The organism is Chenggangzhangella methanolivorans (assembly GCF_042648545.1).
Classification (GTDB): Bacteria; Pseudomonadota; Alphaproteobacteria; order Rhizobiales; family Methylopilaceae; genus Methylopila; species Methylopila methanolivorans.
Genome location: NZ_JBHRXS010000006.1, coordinates 310,559 through 335,224 on the forward strand (window position 1 = coordinate 310,559; position 24,666 = coordinate 335,224).

Below are 24,666 nucleotides of genomic sequence, written 5' to 3' on the forward strand. Positions count from 1 at the left end.
CTCACGTCACTTTCCGCCGGCGCGCTTCTTGGCCGGATGTCCCGATTTCACGGGCGCGCCAAGCGTCGGCCGCGCGCGATGGGGCTTGGCGAAGGATTTGCCCACGCCATGGTCGGCCGTCCCCGGCCGATCCCCATGGGGCCGGTCCCCATGCGGCCGGTCGCCGCCGCGGAACTTCGGCTTGTGCTTGCCCGGACGCTCGCCGGCGCGGTGGTCGCCTGCGTCCTTGCGCGGGCCTTGGGGAGCTCGCGGAGCGTTTGCGATGACGTCGGTGCTCGGCGCCCAGCTTCGGCTCGGACGCGGCGGAGCCTCCGGCGCGGCGTCGTCGGCGCGCGAGATCACGACGTCGCCCTTCTCGGTGCCGAGCGCGGCGGCGGCGAAGCGTTCGGCGGCCTCGGCGGCGATTCCCACCTTGGTCTCGCGGTCGAAGATCCGGATCGCGCCGATCTCGTCGCGGGTCACGCCGCCGCGGCGGCACAGCATCGGCAACAGCCACTTCGGGTCAGCGTTCTGCTTGCGGCCGACCCCGAGGCGGAACCAAACGGCGTCGCCGAACTCCTCGCGGCGATGGAGACGGGCGCCGCCGTCCGGCCGGGTCCCGCCGTCCGGGCGCGCGCCGCCCTCCGGCCGAGCGCGCTGGCGCGGCGCCGCCCAATCGCCGACGTCCTCGACCCGCTCGGGCTCCGGCAACTGCGCGCGCTGAAGCCGCAGCAGCGCGACCGCGACCGCCTCGGCGCCGCCGCGCTCCAGCAGCGCGCGGGCGCGGGCGAGTTCGTCGTCGCTCGCAGGCGCCGAGCCCGCAAGGTCGGCGGCGAGCCGCTCCTCGTCCATGGCGCGGATCTCGGCGGCGGACGGCGGGGCGCTCCAGATCGGCGTGACGCCGATGTCGCTGAACAGCAGCTCGGCCTTGCGGCGGCGCGAGGCCGGGGCGATCAGAACGCTGACGCCCTTGCGGCCCGCGCGGCCGGTGCGGCCGCTGCGATGCTGGAAGGTCTCGGCGTCATGCGGCAGGTCGGCGTGGACCACGAGCTCGACATTGGCGAGGTCGATGCCGCGGGCGGCGACGTCGGTCGCCACGCACACCCGGGCGCGGCCGTCGCGGATCTCCTCCAGCGCGCGGTTGCGCTCGCCCTGGCCGAGCTCGCCGGAGAGCAGGACCGCGGAGAAGCCGCGCTTGGCGAGATGCTGGTGCAGCCGGCGCACGCTCTCGCGGGTGGTGCAGAACACGATCGCGGCGGCGGCGTCCTGCTGGCGCAGCACGTTGACGACCGCGGCGTGGCTCTCGCGCGGGGCGACGCGGATCGCGCGGTGCTCGATGTCGGCATGGGCGCGCGCCTCGCCGACGGTCGCGATCCGGAACGCGTCGCGCTGGAAGCGGCGCGCGATCGAGACGATGGCGTCGGGAAGCGTCGCGGAGAACAGCAGGGTGCGGCGTTCGGCCGGCGCGGCCTCGAGGATGAATTCGAGATCCTCGCGGAAGCCGAGGTCGAGCATCTCGTCGGCCTCGTCGAGCACGACAGCCTTGAGCGCCGACAAATCGAGCGCGCCGCGGGTGATGTGGTCGCGCAGGCGCCCGGGCGTGCCGACGACGATGTGCGCGCCGTGCTCCAGACGACGGCGCTCCGAGCGGGGATCCATGCCGCCGACGCAAGCCGCGATGCGCGCGCCCGCCGCGGCGTAGAGCCAGACGAATTCGCGCTCGACCTGCATCGCGAGCTCGCGCGTCGGCGCGACCACGAGCGCGAGCGGCCTCGCGGCCTGACCGAGCGTCTCAGCGCCCTGGAGCAGGGTCTCGCCCAGCGTGAGGCCGTAGGCGACGGTCTTGCCGGACCCGGTCTGGGCCGAGACGAGGAGGTCGCGGCCTGCGGCCTCGGGCTCCAGCACGGCGCTCTGCACGGGGGTCAGCTGCGCATAGCCGCGCTCGGTCAACGCGCGCATCAGCGGCGACGTTTCGGGGAGGATGTTCACGGTTCGCCTTCGGGACATGAGCGAACCGGCGCACGCGACGCGGCGCGAATGGGATCGGCTCGGATCAGGGATTGCGGCTCCCATACAGGTTTTTTCGCCGATGCGCCAATGCAACCGCGCGCGTCAGGGCTGCGCGGCGGCGATGGCCGGCGTCTTCCCGATTTTCAGCCCGGCGCCTTCGCGGGGGCCGTCTCGGGCATGAGGACCAGCACGGGAAGCACGAGCGCCGCGACCGCCGCGATCATCAAGCCGGGCGTCCCGGGCCAGCCGGTCGCCTCGACCAGCCGATGGGCGAGATAGGGCGCGAGCCCTCCGAAGATCGCCGTCGCGCCGGTCGCGCCGAGCGCGAGGCCCGTGAGCCGGCCCTCGCCGGGCAGCAGTTCGGCGGTCGCGACGGCGCCGACCGCGCTCACCCCTCCGGCGATCGCCGCGAGTGTGACCGCGCCGGCGAGGGCGGCGGCCGCGGAGCCGTTCGCGACAAGCGCGAACATCGCGACGGGCAGGGCGGCGCTCAAGAGCGCGACCGCGACCAGCACGGGCTTCCGGCCGAAGCGGTCCGACAAAGCCCCTGCGACCGGCGTCGCGAGGATCACCGCGACGGCCGCCGCCGTGGAGAGCGACAGGGCTTCGCCTTCGGTGCGGACCCCCGCGGAGGCGAGGAAGGACGGCACGTAGGTGATGCCGACGTAGTAGGTGATCGAGCCGAGCGCCGAGATCGCGAAGCCCCGCGCGACGGCGCTCCTGTGCGTGGTCAGCATGTCGCGCAAGGGCCTGGCGGGAGTGGCGTCGGTCGCGCGCTGCCGCTCGAATTCGGGCGATTCCTCCATGGCCGAGCGCGCGATCCAGACGCCGCCCGCAAGCGCCGCGCCGACGAGGAAGGGAATGCGCCAGCCCCAGGCGTCGAGGTCGGGTCCCGAAAGCGAACCGACGACGAGCGCCGCGACGCCGACGGCGAGCAGGGCGCCGATCTCGCTCGTGGCCGAGGCCGAGGAGGTGACGAGGCCGCGCCGCTCCGCCTTCGCGCCCTCGAGCAGATAGGCCACCACGCCGACATATTCGCCGCCGACCGCGAAGCTCGAGACGCAGCGCAGCGCAAGCAGCGCCCAGCCGGCGGCGGCGCCGGCCTGCGCGTCGGTCGGGAGCGCCGCGGTGGCGAGCATGGAGGCGGTCATCAGCGCGACCGAGAGCAGCATGGCGCGCCGGCGGCCGAAACGGTCGCCGATCTGGCCGAAGACGAGCGCGCCGAGCGGCCGCAGCAGATAGGCGGCGGCGAAGCCCGCGAGCGTCTCGGCGAGCGCGCCTTCGCCCGTCCCGAAGAACACCCTGGCGAGCGTCGGCGCGAGATAGAGGTAGAGCGTGAAGTCGTACCACTCGACGACCGTCGAGACGGAGGCGATCGCGAGCGAGCCGCGCGAGACCTTTCGGGGCGGGAGCGCGGCCCCGGCCGTCACGCCACCCCGAGCTTCTTCTGCAGGCTCGTCGAGGAGGTGGTGTACTGGAACACGATCCGGCGGTCCGGATTGATGCGGCGCGCGGCCGCCTGCGCCATCAGCGCGCCCTCGTGGAAGCCCGAGAGAATGAGCTTCAGCTTGCCCGGATAGGCGTTGATGTCCCCGATGGCGAAAATCCCGGGCGTGGTCGTCTCGAACTTTTCGGTGTCGACCGGCACAAGGTTCTCGTCGAGATTGAGGCCCCAATCGGCGATCGGCCCGAGCTTCATGGTCAGCCCGAAGAAGGGCAGCATGGCGTCGCTCGCGATCTCGTGGATCGAGCCGTCGTTGAGTTTGACGCGGGCGGCTTCGAGCACGCCGTCGTCGCCGAGGAGCTCCGTCACTTGGCCAAGCGCGAGGTCGACGACGCCCTCATCGACGAGCTTGCGCATCTTGTTGACGCTGTCGGGGGCGGCGCGGAAGGCGTCGCGGCGGTGGAGCAGGGTGACCCGCTGGGCGACGGGGGCGAGGTTCAGCGTCCAGTCGAGCGCCGAGTCGCCGCCGCCCACGATCAGCACGCGCTTGCCGCGGAACACGTCCATCTTGCGCACGGCGTAATGGACCGACTTCGCCTCGAACGCCTCGACGCCGTCGATCGGCGGCTTCTTGGGCTGGAACGAACCGCCGCCGGCGGCGATCACCACCACCTTGGCGTCGAAGCGCGTCCCGGCGTCGGTGGTGAGCAGGAAGCGCTCGTCGGGCAGCGGCTCCAGCCCCGCGATCATTTCGGAGAAATGGAACGTCGGCTGGAACGGCTTGATCTGCTCGAGGAGATTGTTGGTGAGCTCCTGACCCGTGACCACGGGCAGGCCGGGAATGTCGTAGATCGGCTTTTCCGGATAGAGCTCGGCGCATTGCCCGCCGGGGCGGTCGAGGATGTCGACCACATGGGCGCGGATGTCGAGCAGGCCGAGCTCGAACACCGCGAAGAGCCCGACGGGCCCGGCCCCGACGATGACGACGTCGGTCTTGATGGTCTCGGTCATGGCGCCCCGGCGCGAGAATGGCGGGCGCGCGATCGCGCCCCTTCAGGACGCCGATCTAGGTCATCGGGAGCAAAAGCGACAGGGCGACGGAGGTCGACGCTCGGTCAGCCCTGGCGTTCGGGGGTCGTGACCACTAGCCCGTCGAGCGCAGGAGTGACCTTGATCTGGCAGGAGAGGCGGCTCGTCGGGCGCACGTCGTAGGCGAAGTCGAGCATGTCCTCCTCCATCGGCTCAGGTCCGCCGACGGCCTCGGTCCAGGCCTCGTCCACATAGACGTGGCAGGTCGCGCAGGAGCAGGCCCCGCCGCACTCGGCCTCGATGCCGGGGACGTCGTTGCGGATGGCGGCCTCCATCACGGTCGAGCCGGGCTCGGCCTCGACGGTGCGCTTGCCGCCGTCCTGATCGATGAAGGTGATGCTCGCCATCGGTCGCCCCGCTCGAAGCCTCGTCGCGGCCCTTTGGGACCGCGGCGGCCGGCGGCGCTCACCGCCGGTCCGAGCTGGCTCTTTAGAGTCTTTCCGAACGACGCGCCAGCAAGCTGCGGCGCGTCAGGTCGTCGAGGCGGTCTGGAGCCGTGAGGCTCAGCGGTCGAGGCCGTAACGCAGCTCGATCGCCGAGGTCACCTCGGCCACCGACTCGGCGAGTTCGGCCAGCGCCTTGCCGGTCGGCTCGCCGGCCATCGCCGCGCGCTCCAGCTCGTCGGCCGCGAAGGCGACGCGATTGGCGCCGACGCCGCGGGCCGAGCCCTTGAGCGTATGGGCCACGTCCGCGCGCTCGGCCGGGTTGGTCAGCGCGTCGAAACGGAAGAGGAGGATGCGGGCCTGGCGGCGGAACAGCTCCAGCACTTCGCGCTCGAGGCTGCGGTCGCCCATGGTCTGGCGGTTCAGGTGTCCGACGTCGATCGCAGTCGCGAAGGCGGTGTCAGCTCGTTGTTCGAATTGTCTCATCATGCTCGACATTGTGGTCACGCTCCGAAGCCCGTCAGGGGTACGCGGCGGGCTGTGTCTCCAAATACTGCGCCTCAGTTGTCTAAATCTGGGCGGAACAGGTTCACCAATCGCTACATTTCTTTTCGTAAGACCCGCCGTGGCTTTTGAGCCACTGGGGCAGCTTGGCCCAAGAATGCCTTGGCCGCGTTGAACTCCACCCGAACGACGCGTTCATCAGGCGTTCATTGCGCTGCACAATGAAGAAGTCGCCAACAGCGTTACCGGCGCGTGAACGGACAGGGTTGAGAAAGCCTGAACGCGCCCCCACCTCCGCCGAGGCGCGACGGGGTTGCGCGCCGGCCACACCTGACGGGAGTCCCATGCGTCGCCTCATCCTGTTCCGCCACGCCAAGTCAGACTGGTCGCAGGAGGGGCAGGAGGACCACGACCGCTCGCTCGCAGAGCGCGGACGGCGCGCCGCCGGACCCATGGGCGCATGGCTCGCGGGGAGGGGATTTCGGCCTGATTTGGTGCTGTGCTCGACCGCCCGGCGCGCGCGCGCCACTTGGGACATCGCCAAAGGGGCGTTCTCGCCGTCTCCGAAAGCGACCTTCGACGCGGACATCTACCACGCATCCCCCGGCGCGCTGCTTCAGGTCGTGAAGGGCGCGCCTGCCGGCATCCAGACGTTGATGATCGTTGGCCACAATCCGGGTCTCGAACAGTTCGTGGAACTACTTGCGTCGAAAGGCGACCCGGAGGCGCGGCGCGCGCTCTCGGCTAAGTTCCCCACGGCCGCGATCGCGGTGCTGGATTTTCCCCTCGACGATTGGGCCTCGGTCGAGCCCGGCTCGGGCCGGCTCGACCGCTTCGTCACGCCCAAGGCGCTCGGGATCGCGGACGAATGAGCCCATCGGGCATCAGCTTCGGCGGCTTGTTCGACGAGGCCCGAATCGTCGCGCGCAGCCTTGGCGAGGCGGTCTCGGGCGCGCTCGATCCCACCATCCGGCTCGGAGTGACGGGGCTGTCGCGCGCCGGCAAGACGGTGTTCCTCACCGCGCTCGTGCAGGCGCTCGTGAACGGCGCTCGGCTGCCTGCGTTCCGCGCCTATGCGGAAGGCCGCATCGCCGGCGCGCGGCTCGCGCCGCAGCCCGACGACGCGGTGCCGCGCTTCGAGGTCGAGCAGCATTTTCGCGCGCTGACCGGCGCCGAACGCGGCTGGCCGGACTCGACGCGGCGCATTTCGGAACTGCGCGTCGTGGTGGACTTCGAGGCGCACGGCTTCCTGACCGGTTCGCGCACCCGCCGCAGGCTCACCCTCGACATCGTCGACTATCCGGGGGAGTGGCTGCTCGACCTCGCGCTGCTCGGCCAGGATTTCCGCGAATGGAGCGAGCGCACCCTCGCCTCGAGCGACGGGCCGACCCGCGCGCCGATCGCCCGGAACTGGCGCACCCATCTCGACACGCTGGATCCGCTGAAGCCCGAGAGCGAGGACGACGCGCGCGCCGCCGCGGCGCTGTTCGCCGCCTATCTGAAGGCCGGCCGCAACGACCGCGTGGCCCTCTCGACGCTGCCGCCCGGCCGCTTCCTGATGCCGGGCGATCTCGAGGGCAGCCCCGCGCTCACCTTCGCGCCGCTGGCGCTGCCGGAGGAGGGGGGCGCGCCCTCGGGCTCGCTCTGGGCCATGATGGAGCGCCGCTACGAGGCCTATCGCTCCCATGTCGTGAAGCCGTTCTTCCGCGACCACTTCTCCCGGCTCGACCGGCAGGTGGTGCTGGTCGACGCGCTCGCGGCGCTGAACGCCGGCCCGGAGGCGGTGGCGGACCTCGAGAACGCGCTCGCCGACGTGCTCTCGGCGTTTCGCCATGGCCGCAATTCGTGGCTGTCGAGCCTGTTCCGCCCGAAAGTCGACCGGCTGCTGTTCGCCGCCACCAAGGCCGACCACCTCCACCACACCAGCCATGACCGGCTGGAGGCGATCCTGCGCCGCCTCGTCAGCCGGGCGATCGAGCGCGCCGAATTCGGCGGCGCGGCGGTCGACGTGGTGGCGCTTGCGGCCGTGCGCGCCACCCGCGAGGCGACCGCGCGGCAGGGTCGGCAGGAGCTTCCGGTCATCGTCGGCGTGCCCGAGAAGGGCGAGCGCTCCAACGGGCAGATCTTCGACGGCGAGGAGGAGATCGCGGTGTTTCCGGGCGACCTCCCGGCCGATCCTGAAGTCGCGCTGCGTTCCGGCGGCTATCAGGGTCTCGCCGCGAGCGAAGACGGCGGCGATCTTCGTTTCGTGAAGTTCCGGCCTCCGAAGCTGGTCACGACCGACCGCGCTCCCCAACTTCCGCACATCCGGCTCGACCGGTCGCTCGAATTCCTGATCGGAGACGCGCTGGCGTGAGAGCGGTGGAAACCAGGCTTCGTGTTTCGAGACGGCTCTGCGGGCCTCCTCGGCATGAGGGAGGTTCTCGGCTCCGGGCCGGCCTCGGCGGTCCTCATGCCGAGCAGCGCGCTTCTGGCGCGCGTCGCGAAGCACGCAGTTCCTCGATGCAGATCTTGATCCGATGACCGAAGCCCCCCGCCGTCCGACGACCTTTCGCCTGAACGATCCCGCGGTCGTGCTCGGAGCGAAGGGCGAGGAGGTTTCCGCCGCGCGCGGCGTGGTGGTGACGCCCGAGCCCGACGTCTTCGAGCAGCCCGAACCGGCGGCCGCGCCCGTGAAGCCGCGTCGTCGCGGCCTCACGCTCGGCGGCGTGTTCTGGAGCGCGCTCGGCGGCTTGCTCAGCCTTGCGGTCGGCCTCTGGGCGACGCGCGTGGTGGAGGACACCTTCGCGCGCGCAGACTGGCTCGGCTGGCTGGCGCTCGGCCTCGCCGGGCTTGCGGCGCTCGCCGGGCTCGGCGTGGTCATCCGCGAGATCGCCGGGCTGATGCGGCTCGGCAAGATCGAGACGCTGCGGGCGTCCGCCGACGAGGCGCACGCGACGGACGACGACCGCAAGGCGCGGAAGGTCGCGGCCGAGGTGGTGGCGCTCTACGCCGAGCGGCCCGAGACCGCCCGCGCCCGCGCCGCCGTCGCGACCCATGACGGCGAGATCGTGGACGGCTCGGACCGCCTCAAGATCGTCGAGCGCGAAATGCTGGCCGAACTGGACCGCGAGGCGACCCGCGCGATCGCCACGGCCGCCAAACGCGTCTCGGTCGTCACCGCCGTCTCGCCGCGCGCGATCGTCGATCTCGGCTTCGTGCTGGTGGAGTCGATGCGGCTCATCCGCAGGATCGGGACGATCTATGGCGGCAGGCCGGGAACGCTCGGCTTCCTCAAGCTCGCAAAGCATGTCGGCGCCCATCTCGCCGTCACCGGCGGCATGGGGGTGGGCGACGGCCTGCTGGAGCAGGTGCTCGGCCACGGCCTTGCGGCGAAGCTCTCGGCGCGGCTCGGCGAGGGCGTGCTGAACGGCCTGCTCACCGCCCGCGTCGGGCTCGCCGCCATGGCGGTGTGCCGCCCGCTGCCCTTCGTCGCCCGCCGCGCGCCAACGGTGCGCGAGGTCGCCGGCAATCTGTTCGAGGGTCAGCCGCGGGCCTGAGAGCGACTGCGTGCTTCGAGACGCCGCCCTGCGGACGGCTCCTCAGCATGAGGACCGTTGAGAGGCAGAAACCTCCCTCATGCCGAGGAGCTTGGCGACAGCCAATCGTCTCGAAGCACGCGATCGGCTCGACAAAAAAAGACCGCCGGCGCGTGACTGCATCCGCGCCGGCGGTGGACATCATGTCTCAAGTTGTCCGTCGCCCAAGGGCGACATCGTGGTTGCAGATACGAGCGGCCGCGCAATCTGGATTGCGCGCCGCCGAACCGCGCGCCTGAGACTTTCGTCGGCGTCAACCGACTGATCTGTCAGCCGATCTGGCCGCGATGCCTCAGCGCATGGTCGGCGAGCACGAGCGCCATCATGGCCTCGCCCACCGGAACCGCGCGGATGCCGACGCACGGGTCGTGGCGGCCGCGGGTCGAGACGTCGACCTCCTGGCCGTCGGCGTCGATCGAACGGCGCGGCGTAAGGATCGACGAGGTGGGCTTTACGGCGAAGCGCACCACGACCGGCTGGCCGGTCGAGATCCCGCCGAGCACGCCGCCCGCATGGTTCGACAGGAACGACGGCCGCCCGTTCTCGCCCGCGCGCATCTCGTCGGCGTTGTCCTCGCCCGAAAGCCTCGCGGCTCCGAAGCCTTCGCCGATCTCGACGCCCTTGACCGCGTTGATGCTCATCATCGCCGAGGCGAGGTCGGCGTCGAGCTTGCCGTAGATCGGCGCGCCAAGCCCCGCGGGGACGTTCTCGGCCGTCACCTCGATCACCGCGCCGACCGAGGAGCCGGATTTGCGGACCCCGTCGAGGTAGCCCTCCATCTCCTTGGCGGCGATCGGGTCGGGGCAGAAGAAGGGGTTCTGGTCGACTTCCGCCCAGTCCCAGCGGCTGCGGTCGATCTCGATCTGGCCCATGGCGACCAGCGCTCCGCGGATCCTCACCCCGGGGATCACCAGCCGCGCGATCGCTCCGGCCGCGACCCGGCAGGCGGTCTCGCGCGCGGAGGAGCGGCCGCCGCCGCGGTGGTCGCGGATCCCGTATTTGGCGTCATAGGCGTAGTCGGCGTGGCCCGGCCGGTAGCTCGAGGCGATGTTGGAGTAGTCCTTGGAGCGCTGGTCGACGTTGCGGATCAGCAGGCCGATGGGCGTGCCGGTCGTCGTCAGCACGCCTTCCGCGCCCTCGATCACGCCCGACAGGATCTCGACCTGGTCGGGCTCCTTGCGCTGGGTGGTGAAACGAGACTGCCCCGGGCGGCGGCGGTCGAGCGCGGCCTGCACGTCGTCTCGGGTGAAGCTGAGTCGCGGCGGGCAGCCGTCGACCACGGCCCCGATCGCGGGTCCATGGCTCTCGCCGAAGGTCGTGAAACGGAACAGATGGCCGAAAGAGTTGTGGGACATGGCCGCGAGCCTATGCCATGCGGCGGTTTTTAGCGGAAGAGCGCTGGCCGCCGCGCGCGTGATTGCGTAGAAAATTGGGCGTAGCCGCCCTCTCGCGCCTTATGTTCCGAGTCCAAGGCCCCAAGAACCTCCATGTCGACGCCTCTCGAAGCCATCGCCGCCGGCGAAACCCCTTACGTCTTCTTCGATCTCGAGACGACGGGACTGACGCCCAAGCGCGACCGCATCATCGAGATCGCGGCGCTCCGCTTCGACCGCGCGAGCGGAGAACTCGACAGCTTCCAGACGCTGGTGAAGCCTGACCGCGCGATCCCGGCCTTCGTGCGCGCCATGACCGGCCTCGACGACGCCGCCTTCGCGGACGCGCCCGACGCCAAAGCCGCGCTCGCCGACTTCTTCGCCTTCGTCGGCGACGATCCGCTCGTGGCCTACAACATCGGCTTCGACCACGCCTTCCTGGTCGCCGAGGCCGAGCGCGAGGGGCTGAGCGCGCCTCCGACGACGGTCTGCGCCATGCGCTTCGCGCAGAGCCGGGTAAAGGACGTGCCGAACCATCGGCTCGAGACCATCGCCAAGGCGCTCGACTGCCCGCGTCCCCGCGCCCGCCGGGCGATGGAGGACTGCCTGACCGGCCTCACCGTGTTCGAGAAGACGCTCGAGCTCTGAGCACGGCCAGAACGTCGATCTGCGCGCCCCGGCATCGCGATCTGACCGGACCGGGGCGGTTTGACGTCCGCTTCTCGGTAGGACCCAAGCCGCGCGGCAGGCGCCGGCCGGACGGTTAGTGCGTCGAGGCGGTCGGTTCGCCGTCGTCGACGCCCGCGACCGCCTTCGCGACGACCGCGCCGCAGGTCGGATCGAGCCGGACGCCGAGCCATTTGAGCGCCGGCCCGAGCTCACGGCGCCACAGCGCCCATTCGTGCCGCCCGTCCACGATCCTGAGCGTCGAGTCCGCGTTGCGCCGGAGCAGCGCGAGATGGAGTTCGGTCGTGCCCTGGACGATGCCGCCAGGGTCGCGGTCGCCGGCGTTGAGGTAGAAGGCGGGCGAGGGCGCCCCCCCGATCCCGAGCCGCACGGCGCGCGGAAACAGGTTGAGCTTGTTGAACCGCGCCGCGACGAAGGGCTTTCCGAACGCCCCGTCATAAAGGCGCGCGGCGCGGCGGATGCGGTCCTTCATCTGCGGGCCGATGGGCGGCGAGATCGAGCCCGACAGGCTGATGGCCGCGCCATACTGTTTCGGTTTGTCGAGGGCGTAGAGCAGGGCGCCGTAGCCGCCGGTGGAAAGGCCTGCGACCGCGCGCCCCTGCCGGCACGCGGCGGTCGGCAGCGCCTTGTCGATCGCGCGCACGAGGTCGCGGGTGAGCGCGGTCTCCATCAGCCCCGCGCCTCCTGAGTCCGGATTGTCCACGTACCAGCTGTCGCCGGCCTGAGGCATGACCACGACGGTCGGCGGCATGTCGCCCGCGGCGATCGCGCGGTCCATCGTGTCGGCGAGGCGGCCGGCGTCGAGCCAGTCGGCCTCGCCTGGGCCGCCGCCGTGCAGAAGGTAGAGCACCGGCCAGCGCGCGCCCGGCGGCGGGGCTTCGGCGGGCCTGTAGAGCGAGAAGCGGATCGGTTTGCCGAGCGCCTTGCTTGGCGCGATCGCCTCACGCGTGACGAGGCCCCCTGCGTGGGCGTCCGTCAGCCAGAAGAGCGCGGCCGCAAGGGCTGCGATTGGCGGGATGAGGCGGCGAACGGAGAACGGCATCGTGCGCGCTCTGGAGCTTGGTCGAGAACTGCTCTCACGGAAAATCTAGACCCGTCATTTGCGCTGCACAAAGCGAAATTTTGTCACGGCGTTCCGTGGCTTGGAGGCTCGCCGCCGCCCGGAAGCGGAGCCGCGCGCGCGATCTCCTTTCCGCAGGACGGGTCGAGCCGCGGCCCGAGCCAGGCGAGCCCTTCGGCGAGCTGGTTTCGCCAGGTCGGCCAGTCGTGAAGGCCTGCGCCGATGCGCAGGGTCGAGTCGAAGCCGGCGCGCTTGGCCTCGACGTGGAGCCGGGTCGTCGAGAGCAGCAGTCCGCCGCGATCGGCGTCGCCGGCCGCAAGAAAAAGCGCCGCCTTCGGACCATGGGCGCGCGAGGCCTCGCGCAGCTTGGCGAACAGCGTCATGTCGTTGAAGCGCGCGCGATCCAGCGGCCGTCCGAACGCGCCGTCGTAGAACACGTCCGAGCGGGCGAGGCGCTCGGTCTCGTCCGCTCCGATCGGAGGCGCGATGGCGCCGGCGAAGCTCATGGCGCCGACATAGAGGTCCGCACGCGTGAGCCCGTAGAGCACGGCGCCGTAGCCGCCCATGGACAGCCCGCCGATCGCGCGTCCCTCCCGGCAGGCGGCGGTCGGATAGCGCGCGTCGACGGCGGCGACGAGGTCGCGCGTCAGCGCGGTCGCGACGAGGCCTTGGCCCTGCGGATTGTCGGCGTACCAGCTGAAGGGGGCGGCGGCCATGACGACAAGCGTCGGCGGAATGGCGCCCTCGGCGATCGCCCGATCGATCACCTCATAGACCGAGCCCTGATCGATCCAGTCCGACAGTCCGGGCCGACCCTCGAGCAGATAGACCACCGGCCAGCGCGTTCCGTCGGTCGGCGCGAGCGCCGGACGGTAGACGCTGAAGACCAGCGGATGGTCGAGCGCCGGGGTCGGCGAGGACATGTGGCGCTCGACCAAGCCGAGCCCCTGCGCCGCGGCGGGCGAGGCGGCGGCGAAGACGGCCCCGAAGACGCTGCAGAGAAGCAGGATGACGCGGTTCAGTCGCAACTCTGGCTCCGGCGCTTGAAGGCGGCTGTTCTGGCGAAGACGAAGTTGGAGATAGGGCTGCGGCGGCGCAAATCCTGCTCACGACTGTGCGACGCGGCGGAGCGCGCGTGACGACGACCGGCGCTTGGTCGCGCAGCCCGTCGGCAACGGTTTGTAACCACGCGTTATCGGCCGATCAATTGCCGGGCGAGAGGCGGCGCCTATCTGGCGTGTCAGGCCGCCTCGCGATACCCGCCCCTCTCGCGAAGCGGAACAGGCCGGAGGACCCCATGTCCGAAGGCCGCCATTTGGTCGGCCGCCTTCGCCGCGTCTCCCATCCGGGCGCGCGGCGGAAGCGGCCGATCTCGTTTGGGCCGGGTCGCTGGTCAGGATTGGTGCGGACGGCGGGACTCGAACCCGCACGCCTTGCGGCGCAAGATTTTAAGTCTCGTGCGTCTACCGGTTTCGCCACGTCCGCATGCAGGGGAAATCGTTCAATAATCAACGCTTTGGCCTCGGGGTCGAGGCGGAACGGGGGTGGAACGTGAGACCTCGAAAAAGTCTCACGTGAGACTTCCGTTCGGGCGGCGTTCTACAGCCTCATTCCTTGCGCCGCCAGCCAGGCCGTCAGCTTGTCGTTCGCGCGCCTGGCGTCGGTCTCGTCGATCAGCAGGTAGTGCTTGAGGATGGTGATGATCGTCGCCGGCGAATGGCCGGTGATCGAGCCGATCTCGGGGTAGTTCGCGCCGGCGCGGAAAAGCCAGGTCACAGCCGTGTCGCGCAGGTCGCGAAAGGTGAGGGTGTTGAGGCTTGGGCAGGGCTCGAGGCCGCGCGCGGCGTCGCCCGCGATCGCGAGATCGCGGACCTCGCGCCAGCGCTTGTCGAACTGGCTGCGGCTGACGAAGGGCGCCCCGCTGCGCTCGTCGACCAGCAGCTCGTCGCGCACGACGGCCCGCGCGCGCCGGCGCTCCTCCATCTGGGCGAGGCGGGCGACCAGCGGCGGCGCGCAGAACACAGCCACCACCGCGCCGGTCTTCTTCTGGCGCAGGCGGATCGGCTCGCCGGCGGCGGCGCGGTCCGCCGCCGATCGGTTCGACCCGAACGGGTCGGCGAGCAGCAGCACGTCGGTCTGGCGCTGGCCGCTGAAGAGCGCGAGGTAGACGGCGTCGACCACCGACCAGAGGCCGAGCGCCTCGGCGGCGCCGTCGAGCGCGCGGATCTCCGCCTCGATCGCGACCCGGATGCGCGCGTCGGCTGTCGGAAGGTTGAGCTTGTGGCACGGGTTCTCTCCCGTCAGCCGCCACGTGGTCGAGGTCGAGCCCCATTTCCATGCGGCCGAGACCAGCATGATGATGTGGCGGGCCGAGACGAGGCCGCGGGTCTTCCGGCAATGTTCGAAGAAGGCCTTGGCCTCCGGCTTGCCGATGGCGCGCGCGGGCGACAGCCCGAAGAGCTCGCGGGTCTCGGGCTCGCCGTGGCGGGCCGGGCGGAACTTGATCGCGCGCAGCTTCGAACGGGCGGTGTCCTGCGTGGTGGCGGCGAGGCGCGAAAAGTCGTCGGACCGCATGTAGTCCTCGACGAGGTCGACGACGCTCGCGCCGCGCGCCGCGGGCTTTGGGGTCAACGGCCTGGCGTCGGCCATCTCGGCGTTCAGCTTGCGCGCCGCCTCGATCGCCGCCTCGAGCCCGAGCCACGCGCCCTCGGCGCTCTTGAGGTCTGCGCCCTTCGCGCCCTTGGCGCGCAAGGCCGGGCCCGGAACCCATCGGGGCCGGCCGTCGCGCCAGACGAGGTAGGGAACTTTCAGCTTGAGCTTCGGCACGTCGGGCGCTCGGGCGGCGGAGGCCGGCATCTCACGACCGCCGACGGCGAGGGTCAAGCGCCATACTCGGCCGCGAGCGCGCGCCGCCACTCCTGCGCGTCGGCCTCGTCGAGGGCGAGCGCCGGGGCGGGGGGCGCCTGGGGCCGCGGCTCGGGCCGTGGCTCGGGCGTGGCCGACCGGGGCTTCGGCCGTTCGCCCATGAACCAGGCGTCGACCGCCTCCCGCGCATAACGGCGGTGGCCGAAGCGGGAGAGCGGCGGCGGAAATTCCTCTTCGGCGACGAGCCGGGCGATGTTTCGATAGACCCAGTCGCGCGAGCGGCCGAAGCGGCGGGCGAGCGCCGCCTCGTCGAGCGGCTCGACGGCGGATTCGGAGACGGACGCAGCGATCGCCTGCGGGATCAGGACGAAGCGCGGGCCGATCTCCTCAACGGCGCGGCGCGGCAGAGATGTGATGCGGCCGTCATGCTCGATCACGACCGTCGCGTCCGACACGTGCCGGACGCTGCAGGACAGTTCGACGAGCGCGACGGCCGCGGCGCTCACGCCAGCCTCACGTCGGTCCATGTCCAGAACCCCTGGGCGCCGCGGGCCGGGGCCGGGGGCTCCAGCACGAAGACGTCGGTGAGCGGCCAGCCCCAGTGGGCGTGATCGTGGCGATCGCTGTCGTTCACCGGGCCGCCGAATTCGGCGGCGATGTCGTCGCCGTGGCGCGGGACGCCGAGCATGGCGGTGCACACGACCGCCGAGAGAGGCAGGATCTTTGGGTCGCGATAAACGCGCTCGAGGACCGGCAGCGCGAGCTTGGCGTCGAGGCACGTCGTCCAGGCCCGGTCCGAGGTGAGGTCCTCGATCATCTCGACGACCTCGGCGATCCTCACCGGCCGGGCGGCGGCGTGGATCGCGATGCGGCGGCCCTGATAGGCGCGGGGCGCGCGCCAGCCGCGGAATTCATAGGGCTTCGCGCCGATCGCGATCAGCGACGCCCAAGGCTGCCAGACGGTGAGGGCGGGAAGGTTCGTCATGGCTGGCCGAACTCCGCCACTGCGGCGCGCTTGTCGAAGGTCCGGAGAGCGCACTGGCCGCGCGGGGTGATGCGCCAAGTGCGCACGGCCCAGTCGTTCGATCCGACGATCCCTTCGACGAAGCCCTCCTTTGCGAGGCGCTTCAAGAAGCGGCGCGCGGCGGCCGTGTCGAGGCTGCAGGCCTTGGCGATCCAGTGGGTCGCCGTGCCGGTTTCGGAGAGGCGGCGCAGAGCGGCGACCATCTCGGGCGACGGGAAGTCCTCGGGGTCGAGCTGCTCGTTCTTCACGAGCGCCTGCAGCGCTCCCTTGCGGGTGAGCACGTAGCAGTCGTCGCCTCCGGTGAGAGACGATCCCCCGAAGCGCCGGGCGAGGCCGTCGGCGACAAGCGCGGACCACGCCTCGAGGTCCTCGCCGCGCGGGCCGCCGAAGTGGTTTCGGTAGGAGCGGCACCGCGCGTTCGGCAGGCCGAGCGCATGGCGGGCGAGATCGCGCTGGATCGGGGTCATGGGCGCGGCTCCAGCGAGATCGGCGGGCAGCGCAGAAAGATCGAAGGGAACCGCTTGCGAGCCTCTTCGAGCATCTCGAATGGTTCGATCGTCAGCGTCGGCGCGAAGAACGCGCTGTTCGAGCCTCCGCGGGCGTCCACCGTGTAATCCCAGAAGGCGAGCGCGGTGAACCCAATGGCAGGCAGTCGGGTGACGCGCGCGACGTATCCCGCGCGGCTCTCAGGGCAAAGCTGGGCGTCGTACCTGTCAAACCGGCGGTCATAGACGCGGCGCAGCTTCTCGTCGTGCGACCCGTGGCCGATCACGTCGACGCAGCCAAAGTAGAACCACGCGCTCTCGGCCATCATCGCCGCCCTCCGGCGCGGGCTTTCAGGCCCGCCGCGACGCCGGCGGCGATCTCGTCGGCCCATTGGTCGTCGGTGATCGGGCCGGGGGCGGCGGCCGGCGCGGGCCAGCCGAGATAGTCGGCCTCGGCGGCGCGCAGCGCGCGGCGGGCGAGCTCGGCCTCGCGGTCCGGGTTCGACCCGTAAAGCGTGCGGTCCTTCAGGGTAAGCGACATGCGCGGGTCGGCGGTCGGCGCGTCAGACATGGGCGGCGGCCTCCGCCTCGACCGGCTCGAACCGCGCCGCGCCGTTCTCGACCACGAGGCGGTGCGGGACCGGGGCTTCCGACCAGCTGTAGGCCTCGACCTCCACGAGGTCGCCGTCGGCGCTCGCGACCTGGGCCTGCGCCGCGACGAAGTCCTTCCAGCTGAAAGCCATCGTGTCGGAGTCGTAGGGGATCCAGTAATGCGTCGCCTCGGGCGGCTCGCCGCCGGCGGGCAACTCGAAGGTTCCGTCGGCGCGAATGAGCGCCTCGAAGTCCTCGCCCGCCTCGTTCCAGTCGAAGTCGAGCGTCTCGCCCGGGGCGATCGCGCGGCGTGAGTTTTCGCGGCCCTCGGCGTCTGCGCTCTCGTCACCGGCGATCAGCCAGCAGTCGCCGGCGGGACCGATGATCCAGTCGGACGGACTGTCGCGCGGCGGTGGCACCTGTTCGTCCTGCAGGTGGCTCGGCATCCATTTGCGATTGGGCATGTTCAGCCTCTCTCGTGGGCCCATGCGGCGCGGCGGCCGCGCGGCGTCTTAAAGACGGAGTCCCGTTCCTGGCCGGTGGTCTCCCGCCGCACATGCAGGCCGAGCTCGAAGGTTTCGGATCGCGTGCGATCGGGGATCCCGACGCCCGCAAGGACGTTGCTCGCGACGGTCTCGGCGCGGGAGCGGTCGGCTTGGGTCCAACTGGACACCGGCTTCGGGCGGCGGGTGAGCCGGTCCCAGAGGACCACGCTCGCGTGCCAGAGGGGCGCGCCGCCGAAGAACACCGCTCACTCCATGCCGACGTTGAGCGTCAGCATGACGCTGGCGTCGTCGAAGGGCGCAGGCAGCCGCCAGCCGAACGCCGTGTTGGCGCAGTCCTCCGGCGCGAAGCACGGATTGCGGCGGGCGAGCTTCTGCTGATGTTCGAGCGTCATCGGGCTGTCTCCGGGCTCAAGCCTGCGTGGATCACCAGCGCCGTGAGCCAGGCCTCGGCGATCGCCTCGGGCGCACGCTTGGGCTTCAGGCGGCCGTCGCGGAGCGGGGCAGGGTCGGGCAGATTCTCGCCCCAGCCGGCGCAGTAGGCGGGCGAGAACAGGTCGCGGCGCTCGGTCGACAGCGCGCGGCGGTCGGCCTCGTCGACCGCGCGGGCGACCGCGTCGGGCGGCGGGAAGGGCAGGCCCGCGGCGGCGTGGACGGCGGCGGCCGAGCGGCGCTCAAGTTCGCCGAGGGCGACGCGCACCGGCGGCCCGCCGAGCCGCTTCAGCGCCGACTTCACGGGCGTGACCCAGTCGCCCAAGATCCCTTCGTGGGCGTCGTGCAGCAGCGCGTGGCCGCGGGCCTCCGGCGGCGCGAGACGGGCGGCCAGCATCATGTGCTCGGCGAGCGACCAGTCGGTCTCGCCGCCGAAGCGCGGCATGCGGGCGAGCCGCAGCGCGAGGTCGCGCCAGCGCAGCGTCGCGGGATCGGGCGCGAGCAGGTCCCATTTTCCGCCGTCGGCCCACGGCATGAAGAGTTCGGGCCCGCGCGAGCCGGCCTCGTAAAGCTGTGCGGCGGCGCTCATGACGCTCGACCTCGCGCGGCGACGATCACGCGCTCGTGCGCGATCGCTTCGGCGGCGTTGCAGATCGCCGAGACGGCTGGATCGTCTTCCGGAAGTCCGGCGGTCTGGTCGCCGACGCTGCCCTTGAGCGACGGCCGCAGCCGCCCCTGCAGAGCGAGCGCGGCGGTGAGCCCTTCCAGCACGACCTCGCGGCTCTCGCCAAGAAACGCCTCAAGCGTGTCTTCCAGCGACACCAGGGACAGCGCTGTCGAGCGCGTGAGCGGCGGAATTCTGGCGGGCTGAAAATCGACATCCGCCTCGCCGCCGCGCGTGAGCCGGAACCCGAAGGCCTCGAACCGCTCGAGCGTCGCGGGCGACTTCAGCGTCAGCGCGTGGATCAGGAAGGCGATCGTCTTGGCGAGGTCCTGCGCCTCATGGGCGCCGCCGTCCTTGTGCTTGGCGCGGAAGAGATATTGCGCGGCCTGCGTCTCCCAGCGGTCGAGCTCGAAGGCGTCGATCACCTGCGCGAGCTCGAAGCCGCCGCGGCGGTAATGCGAGGGCGAGTTGACCGCCGAGCTCACGCCGCGCGCTCCTGGCCGGCGGCGCCTTGAGAGGCGAGGGCGGCGGCCATCTGCTTGACAATGAAAAAGTGGCGGTCGCCCAGGCGGGAGAGATCGCGCAGGAACTCGACGTCGCGCTCGGCGAGCGAGGCGAGCGCCTCCTCGTCGTTCTCCGCGGCGTCGTAATCCGAGCCCTCTGCGTAGAACCAGGCGATCGGGCGGCCGAGCGCCGCGGCGATCTTCTCCATGCGCGATGCCGCGACGCGGTTCACGCCCTTCTCGTATTTCTGCATCTGCTGGAACGAGACGCCGACGGCCTCGCCAAGCTTGGTCTGGCTGAAGCCGGCGAGCCGGCGGCCGAGGCGGATGCGCGCGCCGACGCGGACGTCGATGGGGTCGGGCGCCAGGCTCGAGGGCTTGGCGACGATGGGGCGGGCGAGGGTCTGCAGCATGGCTCAAAAGCCCTTGACGAGGGTGAGGCGCGGCGCCGGGCGGCGAAGCGCAAAGACGGAGGGATGCGGAGCGGAGGCCGCGAGCCGCGGCCGGGCGGCGGGCTCGTGCGCCTCGCGGGGCGCCTGGCAGGCGCAGGGCGCAAAGGTGACTTCGCCGGCTTCGCGGACGAGGCGGGCGCCGAGGCCGTCGCAGGATCGGCAGACGAAACGCTCAGAGGGCATGCGCGGAACCTCCGGAAAACGCGCGCTCGACGGCCTGTTGCAGCGCGCGGGCGGGCGAGAGCGGGCGGGGAAAGCACGGGCGAGGGGCGACGGCCGGGGCGGCCGGCGGCAGGTGGCCGACGGCGCGGCGGATCTCGTCGGCGGCGCGCGCCGCGGTTTTCGCCAGGCCCGGCGAGGGCAGGCGCGCGACCTGGTCCAGCACCATGACGGCGCGGAGCGCGCGAGGCCGGTCGCGGCGGGCGTCCAGCAGGCCCTCGAGCGCGACGCCCAGAACCTTCGGTTCGAGATCGGCGAGGCGAAATGCCGGGCGGCGGGGCGAGGCGGAACGCAGGGCCGCGGCGCTCATGCGGCGGCTCCGCGGGTTGTGGCTGTCAGCTCGTCGATCCCGCCGACCGCGGCGCCGACGGTGCGCCAGCCCTCGAACTGCGCGTCCGGGACCTCGATCCCGAACTCCTCCTCGATCGAGATCAGCAGCTCGACCATGTCGAGGCTGTCGAGGCCGAAGCTTTCGAACTCGGCTTCGAGCGTGAAGGCGGCGGCGTCGACGCCCTGCTCGTCGACGGCGATGCGGCGCAGTCGCTCCAGCGTGTCGGCCATCACGCGGCCTCCGCGGCGGGCCGGTGCAGCGCGATCACGCGCTCGATCTCGTCGCGGTAATCGACCGGATAGGTCCCGCCGGGCGTACGGGCGACATAGGCGAACACCGTCGTCATGTCGGAGGTGAGGCGGTCGTCGACGTTCCAGAGGTCGGAGAGGTCGAAGCCGCCGTTCTGGCCGGCGTTCCACCAGGCCAGAACGAAGTTCGCGCAGCGGCGGCCCTGGCCGGTGTCGGTGATGGCGACGTCGAGGAGGCGGGCGAGCGCCCCATAGGCCTCGACGCCCGAGGGGAAAAGCGCCGCGCTCACGCGTCGAGCCTCCGGGCCTCGCGGCGCAGGCGCGCCAGCACGGTCTCGCGGTGCTCGGCGATCTCGGCCTTGGTGAAGCCGGCGAGCTCGAGGTCGGACTCGTGCAGCTCGCCGCGCCGGAAGATCGTTTTGCGGGCGGCCTCGACCATGTCGGCGAGGGTGACGGCGCGGGAGCCGGGCGCGCGGACTTCCTTGGCGCGCGGCGCGGGCGACAGGCAAAGAGACATCGGCGGCTCCATCAGCGGTTGATGGAGAAAGCATGTCGATATCAGACATAATCGTCAAGAGAGAAAATGTCTAAATTCGACATATCGTCGCGGGGTGGATCGCGCTTGGCGGCTCAGTCTGTCCGAATCAGCCATGGCCGGCGGGTATGGCTGTGCCACTCTCGCGTGCGCGCGGGCGGCTCGGGGGTTAGCGACGCGCGAAGTCTTCGGGGCGAGCGATGGATCACGACGAGGCGCGGGACTGGCTGGCGGCGCGGTGCGGTGAAAATCTTGGGCCGCCGCCGGGCTTCTTCAGCAATGCAGGGATCGGTGATCCTGTTTCGATGATGCTGCGCGGCGCTCCGGCGTCCGCGGTCAGGCTCAGCCCGCTCGCCTGCGCGCTGATCTATGAGGGCGAATCCGAGGTGACGAAGCGGATCGTCCGCTTCAGCCGCGGCTGGTTCGATCGCGAGGTCTGCTATGTCAGCGCGTTCTGCACGCTGCGGTTTGAGCCGCGGCTGTTCCGCGCCGACCGCATGGTCGAGCTGATCGATCTTGGGACCGGCGAGATCATCGCCGACGCCGTCACCTTCTTCGAAGGCTTCGGCCTTTCGCGGAAAGACGATCCGATGCGGGCCACCTTGCGAAGGGCCAAGGACGGGCTCGCGGTGCTGGCCGCGATCGCCGCGTCCGACGGGGTGGTGCATGACGAGATCGAGTCCATGCTGCGCTTTGTAGACCGTGTCGCCGAGCTGGACGGCGTCATGCTGGGCGACGCCGATTTCGCGCGCATCGGGGTGGCGCTGACCGCGCTGCGGCCCTCGGCCGGCCATGCGGCCCACGCTTATGATCGGCTCGCCGCCGACCCCGCGGTCCTGCGGCTGCTTGGGCCTGCGATCGAGGATCTCGTGGCGGCCGACGACCGGCTCTCGTTCGAGGAGCGGCGCGCGATCGAAGCGCTTTACGGGGTGGCGGCATGAGGCGCGCGCTTCTCGCCGCGCTCCTGCTCGCGGTCGCCCTTGCGCCGGCGGTCGCGCAGACGCCCGAGATGGTGGCGCCGGCCTCGGAATGTCCCCAGCCCGACGCGTATCGCTCCTGCGAGCAGACCCGCGAGACGTTGCCCGGCGACATCGCGCGCGCCTGGAAGGGGGACTATCAGGGGCAGCGCAACGTCGCGTTCTGCCTGCTGACGGGCTGCGACGACTCGATCCGGGTCGATCGGCTCACCGGCTGCGCCTGGCGCATCGTCATCGTGCAGAGCGGCGCGAGCGAGGTCGACCAGTCCGACACGCTCAATCTCGACGTGAACTGCGCCGCCAAGCTCAGCCGGACCGAAAAGCAAGCCGCCGTGGCGAAGGCCGCGACGATCTACAAAAAGGTCTACGGGCGGGCCGCGCCGAAATTCGCCTGGTAGTCGGGCGTCTCCCGCTTCACCGACCACATCACGCGGCCTATCGCCTGGACGAGCTCGCCGTTCTCGAAGGCGTCGTCGTCGAGCGGGATCGGCTGGAACGAGCGGTCGAAGGACTCCGGGATGAGCCAGCGCCGGCCGGCGGCGTCGATCTCGAACAGCTTGCAGGTGCCCTCGCGCTCGCCGTCGGGCCGGATGCGCTCGACGACGTAGCGCGCGCCCGAGACCAGCTGCTCGCGGCTCGAGAAGATCGAGGCGACGACCACGACCGATCCTTCCGGATATACCTTGTTCATCGACGGGCCGCGGATCTCGTAGCCCTCGAGGCGGATGTCGGCGAGTTCCGGCGCGTCCGGGACAGCGACCTCATAGACGTCGTCGGGGTGGGGCCAGTGGATCGCCTCGACGAACACGCCGGCCTGGACCGCGCCCACGACCTTGACGCGGCGCATCTTCGGCTGCGCGAACAGGATCTCGATCGGGTCGACCCGGAGCGCGTCGGCCAGCCGCTTCATCCAGCGCGTGTTGACGAGCGTGTCGCCCTTTTCGAGCTTGTTGATGGTCGAGGCCTCGACGTCGCCCATGCGCGCGCCGAGTTGCGCCATCGACAGTCCCTCGGCCTCGCGCAACTCGCGAATGCGGTTCGGCAGGTCGCCGTGATCGGCGGCGCGAGGCTTGGCGGCGCGACCGCGCTTCTTCGGCATGAGGATCGGGGCGGACCCGCCAGGGGTTTTCGCTTTCATAGCAATGATATGTCGGAATTCGACATCGTCGGCCATTGCTGATCCCGACATGACGCTTGACAGGTTATGTCGAAATTGGACATGTTTTGCGCGAAGGAGCTTCGCGCATGGACCTCACGCTCGAGCAGTGGCGGATTTCGGAAGGGCTGACCTATGAGCAGCTCGCCGAGCGCCTCTGCGTCGCGACCGCGACGCAGGCGCGCCGTTACGCGCTCGGCCTCGCCGAGGCTCCGGCCGCGCTGAAGGAGCGGGCCCGCGCCGCGAGCGGCGGCAAGGTCACGCCGGAGGGGTTTCATCGGGCGCGGCTCGAAGCGGCGAAGCCGGAGGACGCGACCCTAGCGCCCGAACCGGAGCCGGTCGGATGAGCGTCGCGGATGTCTGCCTCGCTCTGGCGCTCGTGACGCTCGGCTGTTGCGCCGTGGCGCTCGTCGTGGCCTGGCCGCGGGAGCCGCAGCCGTGATCCGCAACGCCAACTCCCGCCGCGACGCGCCGCATGAGCGCGCCGAATTGATCGACGCGATCGCGGCCGCGATCGGGACCCGCGAGATCCCGGTCTCGATCGACGGCCGGGCCTACGCCATCACGCTCGAGGCCTATCTCGCCCATCTCTCCAACGTCGCGCTGGTCGAGGCCGGTCATGCGGCCTCAGCCGCGGCCTTGTGCGTGACGCGCCTTGTGGCGAGCCAGGACGGCCTCGGCGTCGCCGGGCCGCTCGGCGATGTCGACGAGATCGCCAAGAAGATCCTTGGCCGCGCCGCGGACCTCGTCCGTCTGGAGGCGCTCGGCCTCGACGCGGCCGTGGATGCGCAGGACCTCGCGGAGCTCCCGCGCGCGGCCGGCGGCGATGAGCGTCGCGGCGAGCGCCAGGCAGAGCCGGACGGCGAGGCGGGCGAAGAAGCGCCAGTCGGCGGCGGCGCGGTCGCGGGCGAGGATCAAGAAGCTGCTCCCGGGGCTGATCTCAATGTCGTGCTCTATGACCGCGCGGGCCTGAGCCCGCGGATGTTCTCGCTCGCGGACTTCGCCGCGATGCTGGACCGCGCCCGCCACTACGCCCGCGCAGCCGCGCCGCTGAAGCGCGGCGACGTCCTGCGCCGGAGCGGCGCCGGCGCCGTGGCGGGGGTCGACGACGTCCTCGTGATGGTGAAGGCGGCCGACGCGCTCGCCAAGCTGGAGCGTCAGGGACTTAACAGCCTCGGCGTGACCGAGCGGCATCAGCTGAACGAGCTTGCCCGCCGCGTCGCGGCCGTTCGGCAGGCGACGCCATGAGCGCGGCGGTCCAAAACCAATTTCTTCGCGGCGGCGCGTCCCCCGACGCCGCCTCGGACGCGCGGGCGTATTTCCGCGCGCGCGGCCGGTCCGGTTTTCGCCTGCCGGGTCGGCCGCACCCCATTCGCGCGCTCGCCGCGCGCGTCCTCGAGCCTCTCGGCCGTCTCTCGTTCTCCCTGGACGGCGGCAGGCGTTTCCTCGACTGCCGGCGCGCGAATGCGCCGGGCTTTTCTCAACCGATCTTACTTCCGCGCGCTCCGGGTTGCCGCCCATGACCGCGCTTGTCTCCAGCATGCGTTCCTCCTCTCCGACGCGGGCCCGGGGGG

At 71.1% G+C, this 24,666-nt stretch carries 34 protein-coding genes and 1 tRNA gene; 8 read left to right on the plus strand and 27 right to left on the minus strand.

Features of this window, described 5'->3' with window-relative positions; genetic code table 11:
• Window positions 1-6: 6 nt before the first annotated feature.
• The 5 genes from ACFOWB_RS12630 to ACFOWB_RS12650 all read right to left on the minus strand — a co-directional run bounded on the left by ACFOWB_RS12630 (window position 7) and on the right by ACFOWB_RS12650 (window position 5,391).
• A complete protein-coding gene (locus tag ACFOWB_RS12630) occupies window positions 7-1,938 on the minus strand; it encodes a DEAD/DEAH box helicase (protein ID WP_378148808.1) in 1,932 nt (643 codons plus the stop codon).
• A 194-nt stretch (window positions 1,939-2,132) separates the two neighbouring features.
• The gene (locus ACFOWB_RS12635) at window positions 2,133-3,419 is read right to left on the minus strand and encodes an MFS transporter (RefSeq protein WP_261402569.1); all 1,287 of its coding nucleotides are present in this window, start codon (window positions 3,417-3,419) and stop codon (window positions 2,133-2,135) included.
• Entirely contained in the window at window positions 3,416-4,444 is a 1,029-nt protein-coding gene (locus ACFOWB_RS12640) for an NAD(P)/FAD-dependent oxidoreductase (RefSeq protein ID WP_378147628.1), read from the minus strand. Before ACFOWB_RS12640 ends, ACFOWB_RS12635 begins: the two co-directional genes overlap by 4 nt.
• 104 nt (window positions 4,445-4,548) lie before the next feature.
• The gene (locus ACFOWB_RS12645; protein WP_261402570.1) at window positions 4,549-4,869 is read right to left on the minus strand and encodes a 2Fe-2S iron-sulfur cluster-binding protein; all 321 of its coding nucleotides are present in this window, start codon (window positions 4,867-4,869) and stop codon (window positions 4,549-4,551) included.
• 156 nt (window positions 4,870-5,025) lie between these two features.
• Window positions 5,026-5,391 carry an Hpt domain-containing protein gene (locus ACFOWB_RS12650; protein WP_378147631.1) on the minus strand — a complete coding sequence of 122 codons (366 nt, stop codon included), beginning with the start codon at window positions 5,389-5,391 and terminating at the stop codon, window positions 5,026-5,028.
• A 362-nt stretch (window positions 5,392-5,753) separates the two neighbouring features.
• Between ACFOWB_RS12650 and ACFOWB_RS12655 the strand changes: the two genes are divergently transcribed.
• The 3 genes from ACFOWB_RS12655 to ACFOWB_RS12665 all read left to right on the plus strand — a co-directional run bounded on the left by ACFOWB_RS12655 (window position 5,754) and on the right by ACFOWB_RS12665 (window position 8,948).
• The gene (locus ACFOWB_RS12655) at window positions 5,754-6,281 is read left to right on the plus strand and encodes a SixA phosphatase family protein (RefSeq protein ID WP_261402572.1); all 528 of its coding nucleotides are present in this window, start codon (window positions 5,754-5,756) and stop codon (window positions 6,279-6,281) included.
• Window positions 6,278-7,765, plus strand: coding sequence for a YcjX family GTP-binding protein (locus ACFOWB_RS12660; protein ID WP_378147633.1), 1,488 nt, complete (start codon window positions 6,278-6,280; stop codon window positions 7,763-7,765). Before ACFOWB_RS12655 ends, ACFOWB_RS12660 begins: the two co-directional genes overlap by 4 nt.
• A gap of 163 nt (window positions 7,766-7,928) precedes the next feature.
• On the plus strand, window positions 7,929-8,948 hold the full coding sequence (locus ACFOWB_RS12665; RefSeq protein ID WP_261402573.1) for a YcjF family protein: 1,020 nt from the start codon (window positions 7,929-7,931) through the stop codon (window positions 8,946-8,948).
• 308 nt (window positions 8,949-9,256) lie between these two features.
• Here ACFOWB_RS12665 and aroC read toward each other — a convergent pair whose 3' ends face one another.
• Window positions 9,257-10,342, minus strand: a complete 1,086-nt coding sequence (aroC, locus tag ACFOWB_RS12670; RefSeq protein ID WP_378147636.1) for a chorismate synthase — start codon at window positions 10,340-10,342, stop codon at window positions 9,257-9,259.
• A 132-nt stretch (window positions 10,343-10,474) separates the two neighbouring features.
• Between aroC and ACFOWB_RS12675 the strand changes: the two genes are divergently transcribed.
• A complete protein-coding gene (locus tag ACFOWB_RS12675; protein WP_261402574.1) occupies window positions 10,475-11,008 on the plus strand; it encodes a 3'-5' exonuclease in 534 nt (177 codons plus the stop codon).
• Window positions 11,009-11,123: 115 nt separating this feature from the next.
• Here the strand turns inward: ACFOWB_RS12675 and ACFOWB_RS12680 are convergent, their stop codons facing one another.
• The 20 genes from ACFOWB_RS12680 to ACFOWB_RS12775 form a co-directional block, all read right to left on the minus strand.
• Window positions 11,124-12,089 (minus strand): alpha/beta hydrolase, encoded by a 966-nt coding sequence (locus ACFOWB_RS12680; protein WP_261402575.1) that lies wholly within the window; start codon window positions 12,087-12,089, stop codon window positions 11,124-11,126.
• A gap of 83 nt (window positions 12,090-12,172) precedes the next feature.
• A complete protein-coding gene (locus tag ACFOWB_RS12685) occupies window positions 12,173-13,135 on the minus strand; it encodes an alpha/beta hydrolase (protein ID WP_261402576.1) in 963 nt (320 codons plus the stop codon).
• Window positions 13,136-13,507: 372 nt separating this feature from the next.
• Window positions 13,508-13,592: transfer RNA gene (locus ACFOWB_RS12690), tRNA-Leu, on the minus strand.
• A gap of 114 nt (window positions 13,593-13,706) precedes the next feature.
• Complete coding sequence (locus tag ACFOWB_RS12695) at window positions 13,707-14,990, minus strand: hypothetical protein (RefSeq protein WP_261402577.1); 1,284 nt, start codon at window positions 14,988-14,990, stop codon at window positions 13,707-13,709.
• Window positions 14,987-15,478 (minus strand): helix-turn-helix transcriptional regulator, encoded by a 492-nt coding sequence (locus ACFOWB_RS12700; RefSeq protein WP_261402578.1) that lies wholly within the window; start codon window positions 15,476-15,478, stop codon window positions 14,987-14,989. The genes ACFOWB_RS12695 and ACFOWB_RS12700 overlap by 4 nt, the downstream gene beginning before the upstream one ends.
• Window positions 15,475-15,957, minus strand: a complete 483-nt coding sequence (locus tag ACFOWB_RS12705; protein WP_261402579.1) for a hypothetical protein — start codon at window positions 15,955-15,957, stop codon at window positions 15,475-15,477. The genes ACFOWB_RS12700 and ACFOWB_RS12705 overlap by 4 nt, the downstream gene beginning before the upstream one ends.
• Complete coding sequence (locus ACFOWB_RS12710) at window positions 15,954-16,463, minus strand: hypothetical protein (protein ID WP_261402580.1); 510 nt, start codon at window positions 16,461-16,463, stop codon at window positions 15,954-15,956. The genes ACFOWB_RS12705 and ACFOWB_RS12710 overlap by 4 nt, the downstream gene beginning before the upstream one ends.
• The gene (locus ACFOWB_RS12715) at window positions 16,460-16,810 is read right to left on the minus strand and encodes a hypothetical protein (RefSeq protein WP_261402581.1); all 351 of its coding nucleotides are present in this window, start codon (window positions 16,808-16,810) and stop codon (window positions 16,460-16,462) included. Before ACFOWB_RS12715 ends, ACFOWB_RS12710 begins: the two co-directional genes overlap by 4 nt.
• Window positions 16,807-17,052, minus strand: coding sequence for a hypothetical protein (locus tag ACFOWB_RS12720; protein WP_261402582.1), 246 nt, complete (start codon window positions 17,050-17,052; stop codon window positions 16,807-16,809). Before ACFOWB_RS12720 ends, ACFOWB_RS12715 begins: the two co-directional genes overlap by 4 nt.
• The gene (locus ACFOWB_RS12725; RefSeq protein ID WP_378147641.1) at window positions 17,045-17,536 is read right to left on the minus strand and encodes a hypothetical protein; all 492 of its coding nucleotides are present in this window, start codon (window positions 17,534-17,536) and stop codon (window positions 17,045-17,047) included. Before ACFOWB_RS12725 ends, ACFOWB_RS12720 begins: the two co-directional genes overlap by 8 nt.
• Window positions 17,537-17,538: 2 nt before the next feature.
• Complete coding sequence (locus ACFOWB_RS12730; RefSeq protein WP_378147643.1) at window positions 17,539-17,820, minus strand: hypothetical protein; 282 nt, start codon at window positions 17,818-17,820, stop codon at window positions 17,539-17,541.
• 3 nt (window positions 17,821-17,823) lie between these two features.
• Window positions 17,824-17,970: a hypothetical protein gene (locus ACFOWB_RS12735; protein ID WP_261402585.1), complete on the minus strand. Its 147-nt coding sequence runs from the start codon at window positions 17,968-17,970 to the stop codon at window positions 17,824-17,826.
• Window positions 17,967-18,596, minus strand: coding sequence for an HD domain-containing protein (locus ACFOWB_RS12740; protein WP_261402586.1), 630 nt, complete (start codon window positions 18,594-18,596; stop codon window positions 17,967-17,969). The genes ACFOWB_RS12735 and ACFOWB_RS12740 overlap by 4 nt, the downstream gene beginning before the upstream one ends.
• A complete protein-coding gene (locus tag ACFOWB_RS12745) occupies window positions 18,593-19,156 on the minus strand; it encodes a DUF3310 domain-containing protein (protein ID WP_261402587.1) in 564 nt (187 codons plus the stop codon). Before ACFOWB_RS12745 ends, ACFOWB_RS12740 begins: the two co-directional genes overlap by 4 nt.
• Complete coding sequence (locus ACFOWB_RS12750; protein ID WP_261402588.1) at window positions 19,153-19,587, minus strand: helix-turn-helix domain-containing protein; 435 nt, start codon at window positions 19,585-19,587, stop codon at window positions 19,153-19,155. Before ACFOWB_RS12750 ends, ACFOWB_RS12745 begins: the two co-directional genes overlap by 4 nt.
• A 3-nt stretch (window positions 19,588-19,590) precedes the next feature.
• Window positions 19,591-19,809, minus strand: a complete 219-nt coding sequence (locus ACFOWB_RS12755) for a hypothetical protein (RefSeq protein ID WP_261402589.1) — start codon at window positions 19,807-19,809, stop codon at window positions 19,591-19,593.
• Window positions 19,799-20,155, minus strand: coding sequence for a hypothetical protein (locus ACFOWB_RS12760; protein ID WP_378147647.1), 357 nt, complete (start codon window positions 20,153-20,155; stop codon window positions 19,799-19,801). Before ACFOWB_RS12760 ends, ACFOWB_RS12755 begins: the two co-directional genes overlap by 11 nt.
• Complete coding sequence (locus ACFOWB_RS12765) at window positions 20,152-20,406, minus strand: acyl carrier protein (protein WP_378147649.1); 255 nt, start codon at window positions 20,404-20,406, stop codon at window positions 20,152-20,154. The genes ACFOWB_RS12760 and ACFOWB_RS12765 overlap by 4 nt, the downstream gene beginning before the upstream one ends.
• Window positions 20,406-20,714, minus strand: a complete 309-nt coding sequence (locus ACFOWB_RS12770) for a DUF7673 family protein (RefSeq protein WP_261402591.1) — start codon at window positions 20,712-20,714, stop codon at window positions 20,406-20,408. The genes ACFOWB_RS12765 and ACFOWB_RS12770 overlap by 1 nt, the downstream gene beginning before the upstream one ends.
• Window positions 20,711-20,941, minus strand: a complete 231-nt coding sequence (locus tag ACFOWB_RS12775; protein ID WP_261402592.1) for a hypothetical protein — start codon at window positions 20,939-20,941, stop codon at window positions 20,711-20,713. Before ACFOWB_RS12775 ends, ACFOWB_RS12770 begins: the two co-directional genes overlap by 4 nt.
• A 218-nt stretch (window positions 20,942-21,159) precedes the next feature.
• Here ACFOWB_RS12775 and ACFOWB_RS12780 point away from each other — a divergent pair, with 218 nt between their 5' ends.
• Both ACFOWB_RS12780 and ACFOWB_RS12785 read left to right on the plus strand, forming a co-directional pair.
• Window positions 21,160-21,900, plus strand: coding sequence for a hypothetical protein (locus ACFOWB_RS12780; RefSeq protein WP_261402593.1), 741 nt, complete (start codon window positions 21,160-21,162; stop codon window positions 21,898-21,900).
• On the plus strand, window positions 21,897-22,334 hold the full coding sequence (locus tag ACFOWB_RS12785) for a hypothetical protein (protein ID WP_378147652.1): 438 nt from the start codon (window positions 21,897-21,899) through the stop codon (window positions 22,332-22,334). The genes ACFOWB_RS12780 and ACFOWB_RS12785 overlap by 4 nt, the downstream gene beginning before the upstream one ends.
• On the opposite strand, the gene ACFOWB_RS12790 is transcribed toward ACFOWB_RS12785, so the two are convergent.
• Entirely contained in the window at window positions 22,301-23,035 is a 735-nt protein-coding gene (locus tag ACFOWB_RS12790) for a LexA family protein (protein ID WP_378147655.1), read from the minus strand. The two genes, ACFOWB_RS12785 and ACFOWB_RS12790, sit on opposite strands and share 34 nt — an antisense overlap.
• Window positions 23,036-23,181: 146 nt before the next feature.
• Here ACFOWB_RS12790 and ACFOWB_RS12795 point away from each other — a divergent pair, with 146 nt between their 5' ends.
• Both ACFOWB_RS12795 and ACFOWB_RS12800 read left to right on the plus strand, forming a co-directional pair.
• Window positions 23,182-23,439: a hypothetical protein gene (locus ACFOWB_RS12795; protein ID WP_261402596.1), complete on the plus strand. Its 258-nt coding sequence runs from the start codon at window positions 23,182-23,184 to the stop codon at window positions 23,437-23,439.
• Window positions 23,440-23,530: 91 nt separating this feature from the next.
• Window positions 23,531-24,340, plus strand: a complete 810-nt coding sequence (locus ACFOWB_RS12800; RefSeq protein ID WP_261402597.1) for a hypothetical protein — start codon at window positions 23,531-23,533, stop codon at window positions 24,338-24,340.
• Window positions 24,341-24,666 lie beyond the last annotated feature (326 nt).

What these genes read in the sequence shown, in the direction of transcription:
- ACFOWB_RS12795 (WP_261402596.1), top strand. Translation starts at nt 23,182, where the DNA reads ATGGACCTCACGCTCGAGCAGTGGCGGATTTCGGAAGGGCTGACCTAT.
- ACFOWB_RS12710 (WP_261402580.1), bottom strand. Translation starts at nt 16,463, where the DNA reads ATGACCCCGATCCAGCGCGATCTCGCCCGCCATGCGCTCGGCCTGCCG.
- ACFOWB_RS12640 (WP_378147628.1), bottom strand. Translation starts at nt 4,444, where the DNA reads ATGACCGAGACCATCAAGACCGACGTCGTCATCGTCGGGGCCGGGCCC.
- ACFOWB_RS12720 (WP_261402582.1), bottom strand. Translation starts at nt 17,052, where the DNA reads ATGTCTGACGCGCCGACCGCCGACCCGCGCATGTCGCTTACCCTGAAG.
- ACFOWB_RS12645 (WP_261402570.1), bottom strand. Translation starts at nt 4,869, where the DNA reads ATGGCGAGCATCACCTTCATCGATCAGGACGGCGGCAAGCGCACCGTC.
- ACFOWB_RS12630 (WP_378148808.1), bottom strand. Translation starts at nt 1,938, where the DNA reads ATGCGCGCGTTGACCGAGCGCGGCTATGCGCAGCTGACCCCCGTGCAG.
- ACFOWB_RS12790 (WP_378147655.1), bottom strand. Translation starts at nt 23,035, where the DNA reads ATGCCGAAGAAGCGCGGTCGCGCCGCCAAGCCTCGCGCCGCCGATCAC.
- ACFOWB_RS12775 (WP_261402592.1), bottom strand. Translation starts at nt 20,941, where the DNA reads ATGTCTCTTTGCCTGTCGCCCGCGCCGCGCGCCAAGGAAGTCCGCGCG.
- ACFOWB_RS12740 (WP_261402586.1), bottom strand. Translation starts at nt 18,596, where the DNA reads ATGAGCGCCGCCGCACAGCTTTACGAGGCCGGCTCGCGCGGGCCCGAA.
- ACFOWB_RS12725 (WP_378147641.1), bottom strand. Translation starts at nt 17,536, where the DNA reads ATGCCCAATCGCAAATGGATGCCGAGCCACCTGCAGGACGAACAGGTG.
- ACFOWB_RS12665 (WP_261402573.1), top strand. Translation starts at nt 7,929, where the DNA reads ATGACCGAAGCCCCCCGCCGTCCGACGACCTTTCGCCTGAACGATCCC.
- ACFOWB_RS12750 (WP_261402588.1), bottom strand. Translation starts at nt 19,587, where the DNA reads ATGCTGCAGACCCTCGCCCGCCCCATCGTCGCCAAGCCCTCGAGCCTG.
- ACFOWB_RS12655 (WP_261402572.1), top strand. Translation starts at nt 5,754, where the DNA reads ATGCGTCGCCTCATCCTGTTCCGCCACGCCAAGTCAGACTGGTCGCAG.
- aroC (WP_378147636.1), bottom strand. Translation starts at nt 10,342, where the DNA reads ATGTCCCACAACTCTTTCGGCCATCTGTTCCGTTTCACGACCTTCGGC.
- ACFOWB_RS12765 (WP_378147649.1), bottom strand. Translation starts at nt 20,406, where the DNA reads ATGGCCGACACGCTGGAGCGACTGCGCCGCATCGCCGTCGACGAGCAG.
- ACFOWB_RS12785 (WP_378147652.1), top strand. Translation starts at nt 21,897, where the DNA reads ATGAGGCGCGCGCTTCTCGCCGCGCTCCTGCTCGCGGTCGCCCTTGCG.
- ACFOWB_RS12735 (WP_261402585.1), bottom strand. Translation starts at nt 17,970, where the DNA reads ATGACGCTCGAACATCAGCAGAAGCTCGCCCGCCGCAATCCGTGCTTC.
- ACFOWB_RS12675 (WP_261402574.1), top strand. Translation starts at nt 10,475, where the DNA reads ATGTCGACGCCTCTCGAAGCCATCGCCGCCGGCGAAACCCCTTACGTC.
- ACFOWB_RS12715 (WP_261402581.1), bottom strand. Translation starts at nt 16,810, where the DNA reads ATGATGGCCGAGAGCGCGTGGTTCTACTTTGGCTGCGTCGACGTGATC.
- ACFOWB_RS12780 (WP_261402593.1), top strand. Translation starts at nt 21,160, where the DNA reads ATGGATCACGACGAGGCGCGGGACTGGCTGGCGGCGCGGTGCGGTGAA.
- ACFOWB_RS12705 (WP_261402579.1), bottom strand. Translation starts at nt 15,957, where the DNA reads ATGACGAACCTTCCCGCCCTCACCGTCTGGCAGCCTTGGGCGTCGCTG.
- ACFOWB_RS12660 (WP_378147633.1), top strand. Translation starts at nt 6,278, where the DNA reads ATGAGCCCATCGGGCATCAGCTTCGGCGGCTTGTTCGACGAGGCCCGA.
- ACFOWB_RS12760 (WP_378147647.1), bottom strand. Translation starts at nt 20,155, where the DNA reads ATGAGCGCCGCGGCCCTGCGTTCCGCCTCGCCCCGCCGCCCGGCATTT.
- ACFOWB_RS12755 (WP_261402589.1), bottom strand. Translation starts at nt 19,809, where the DNA reads ATGCCCTCTGAGCGTTTCGTCTGCCGATCCTGCGACGGCCTCGGCGCC.
- ACFOWB_RS12650 (WP_378147631.1), bottom strand. Translation starts at nt 5,391, where the DNA reads ATGAGACAATTCGAACAACGAGCTGACACCGCCTTCGCGACTGCGATC.
- ACFOWB_RS12680 (WP_261402575.1), bottom strand. Translation starts at nt 12,089, where the DNA reads ATGCCGTTCTCCGTTCGCCGCCTCATCCCGCCAATCGCAGCCCTTGCG.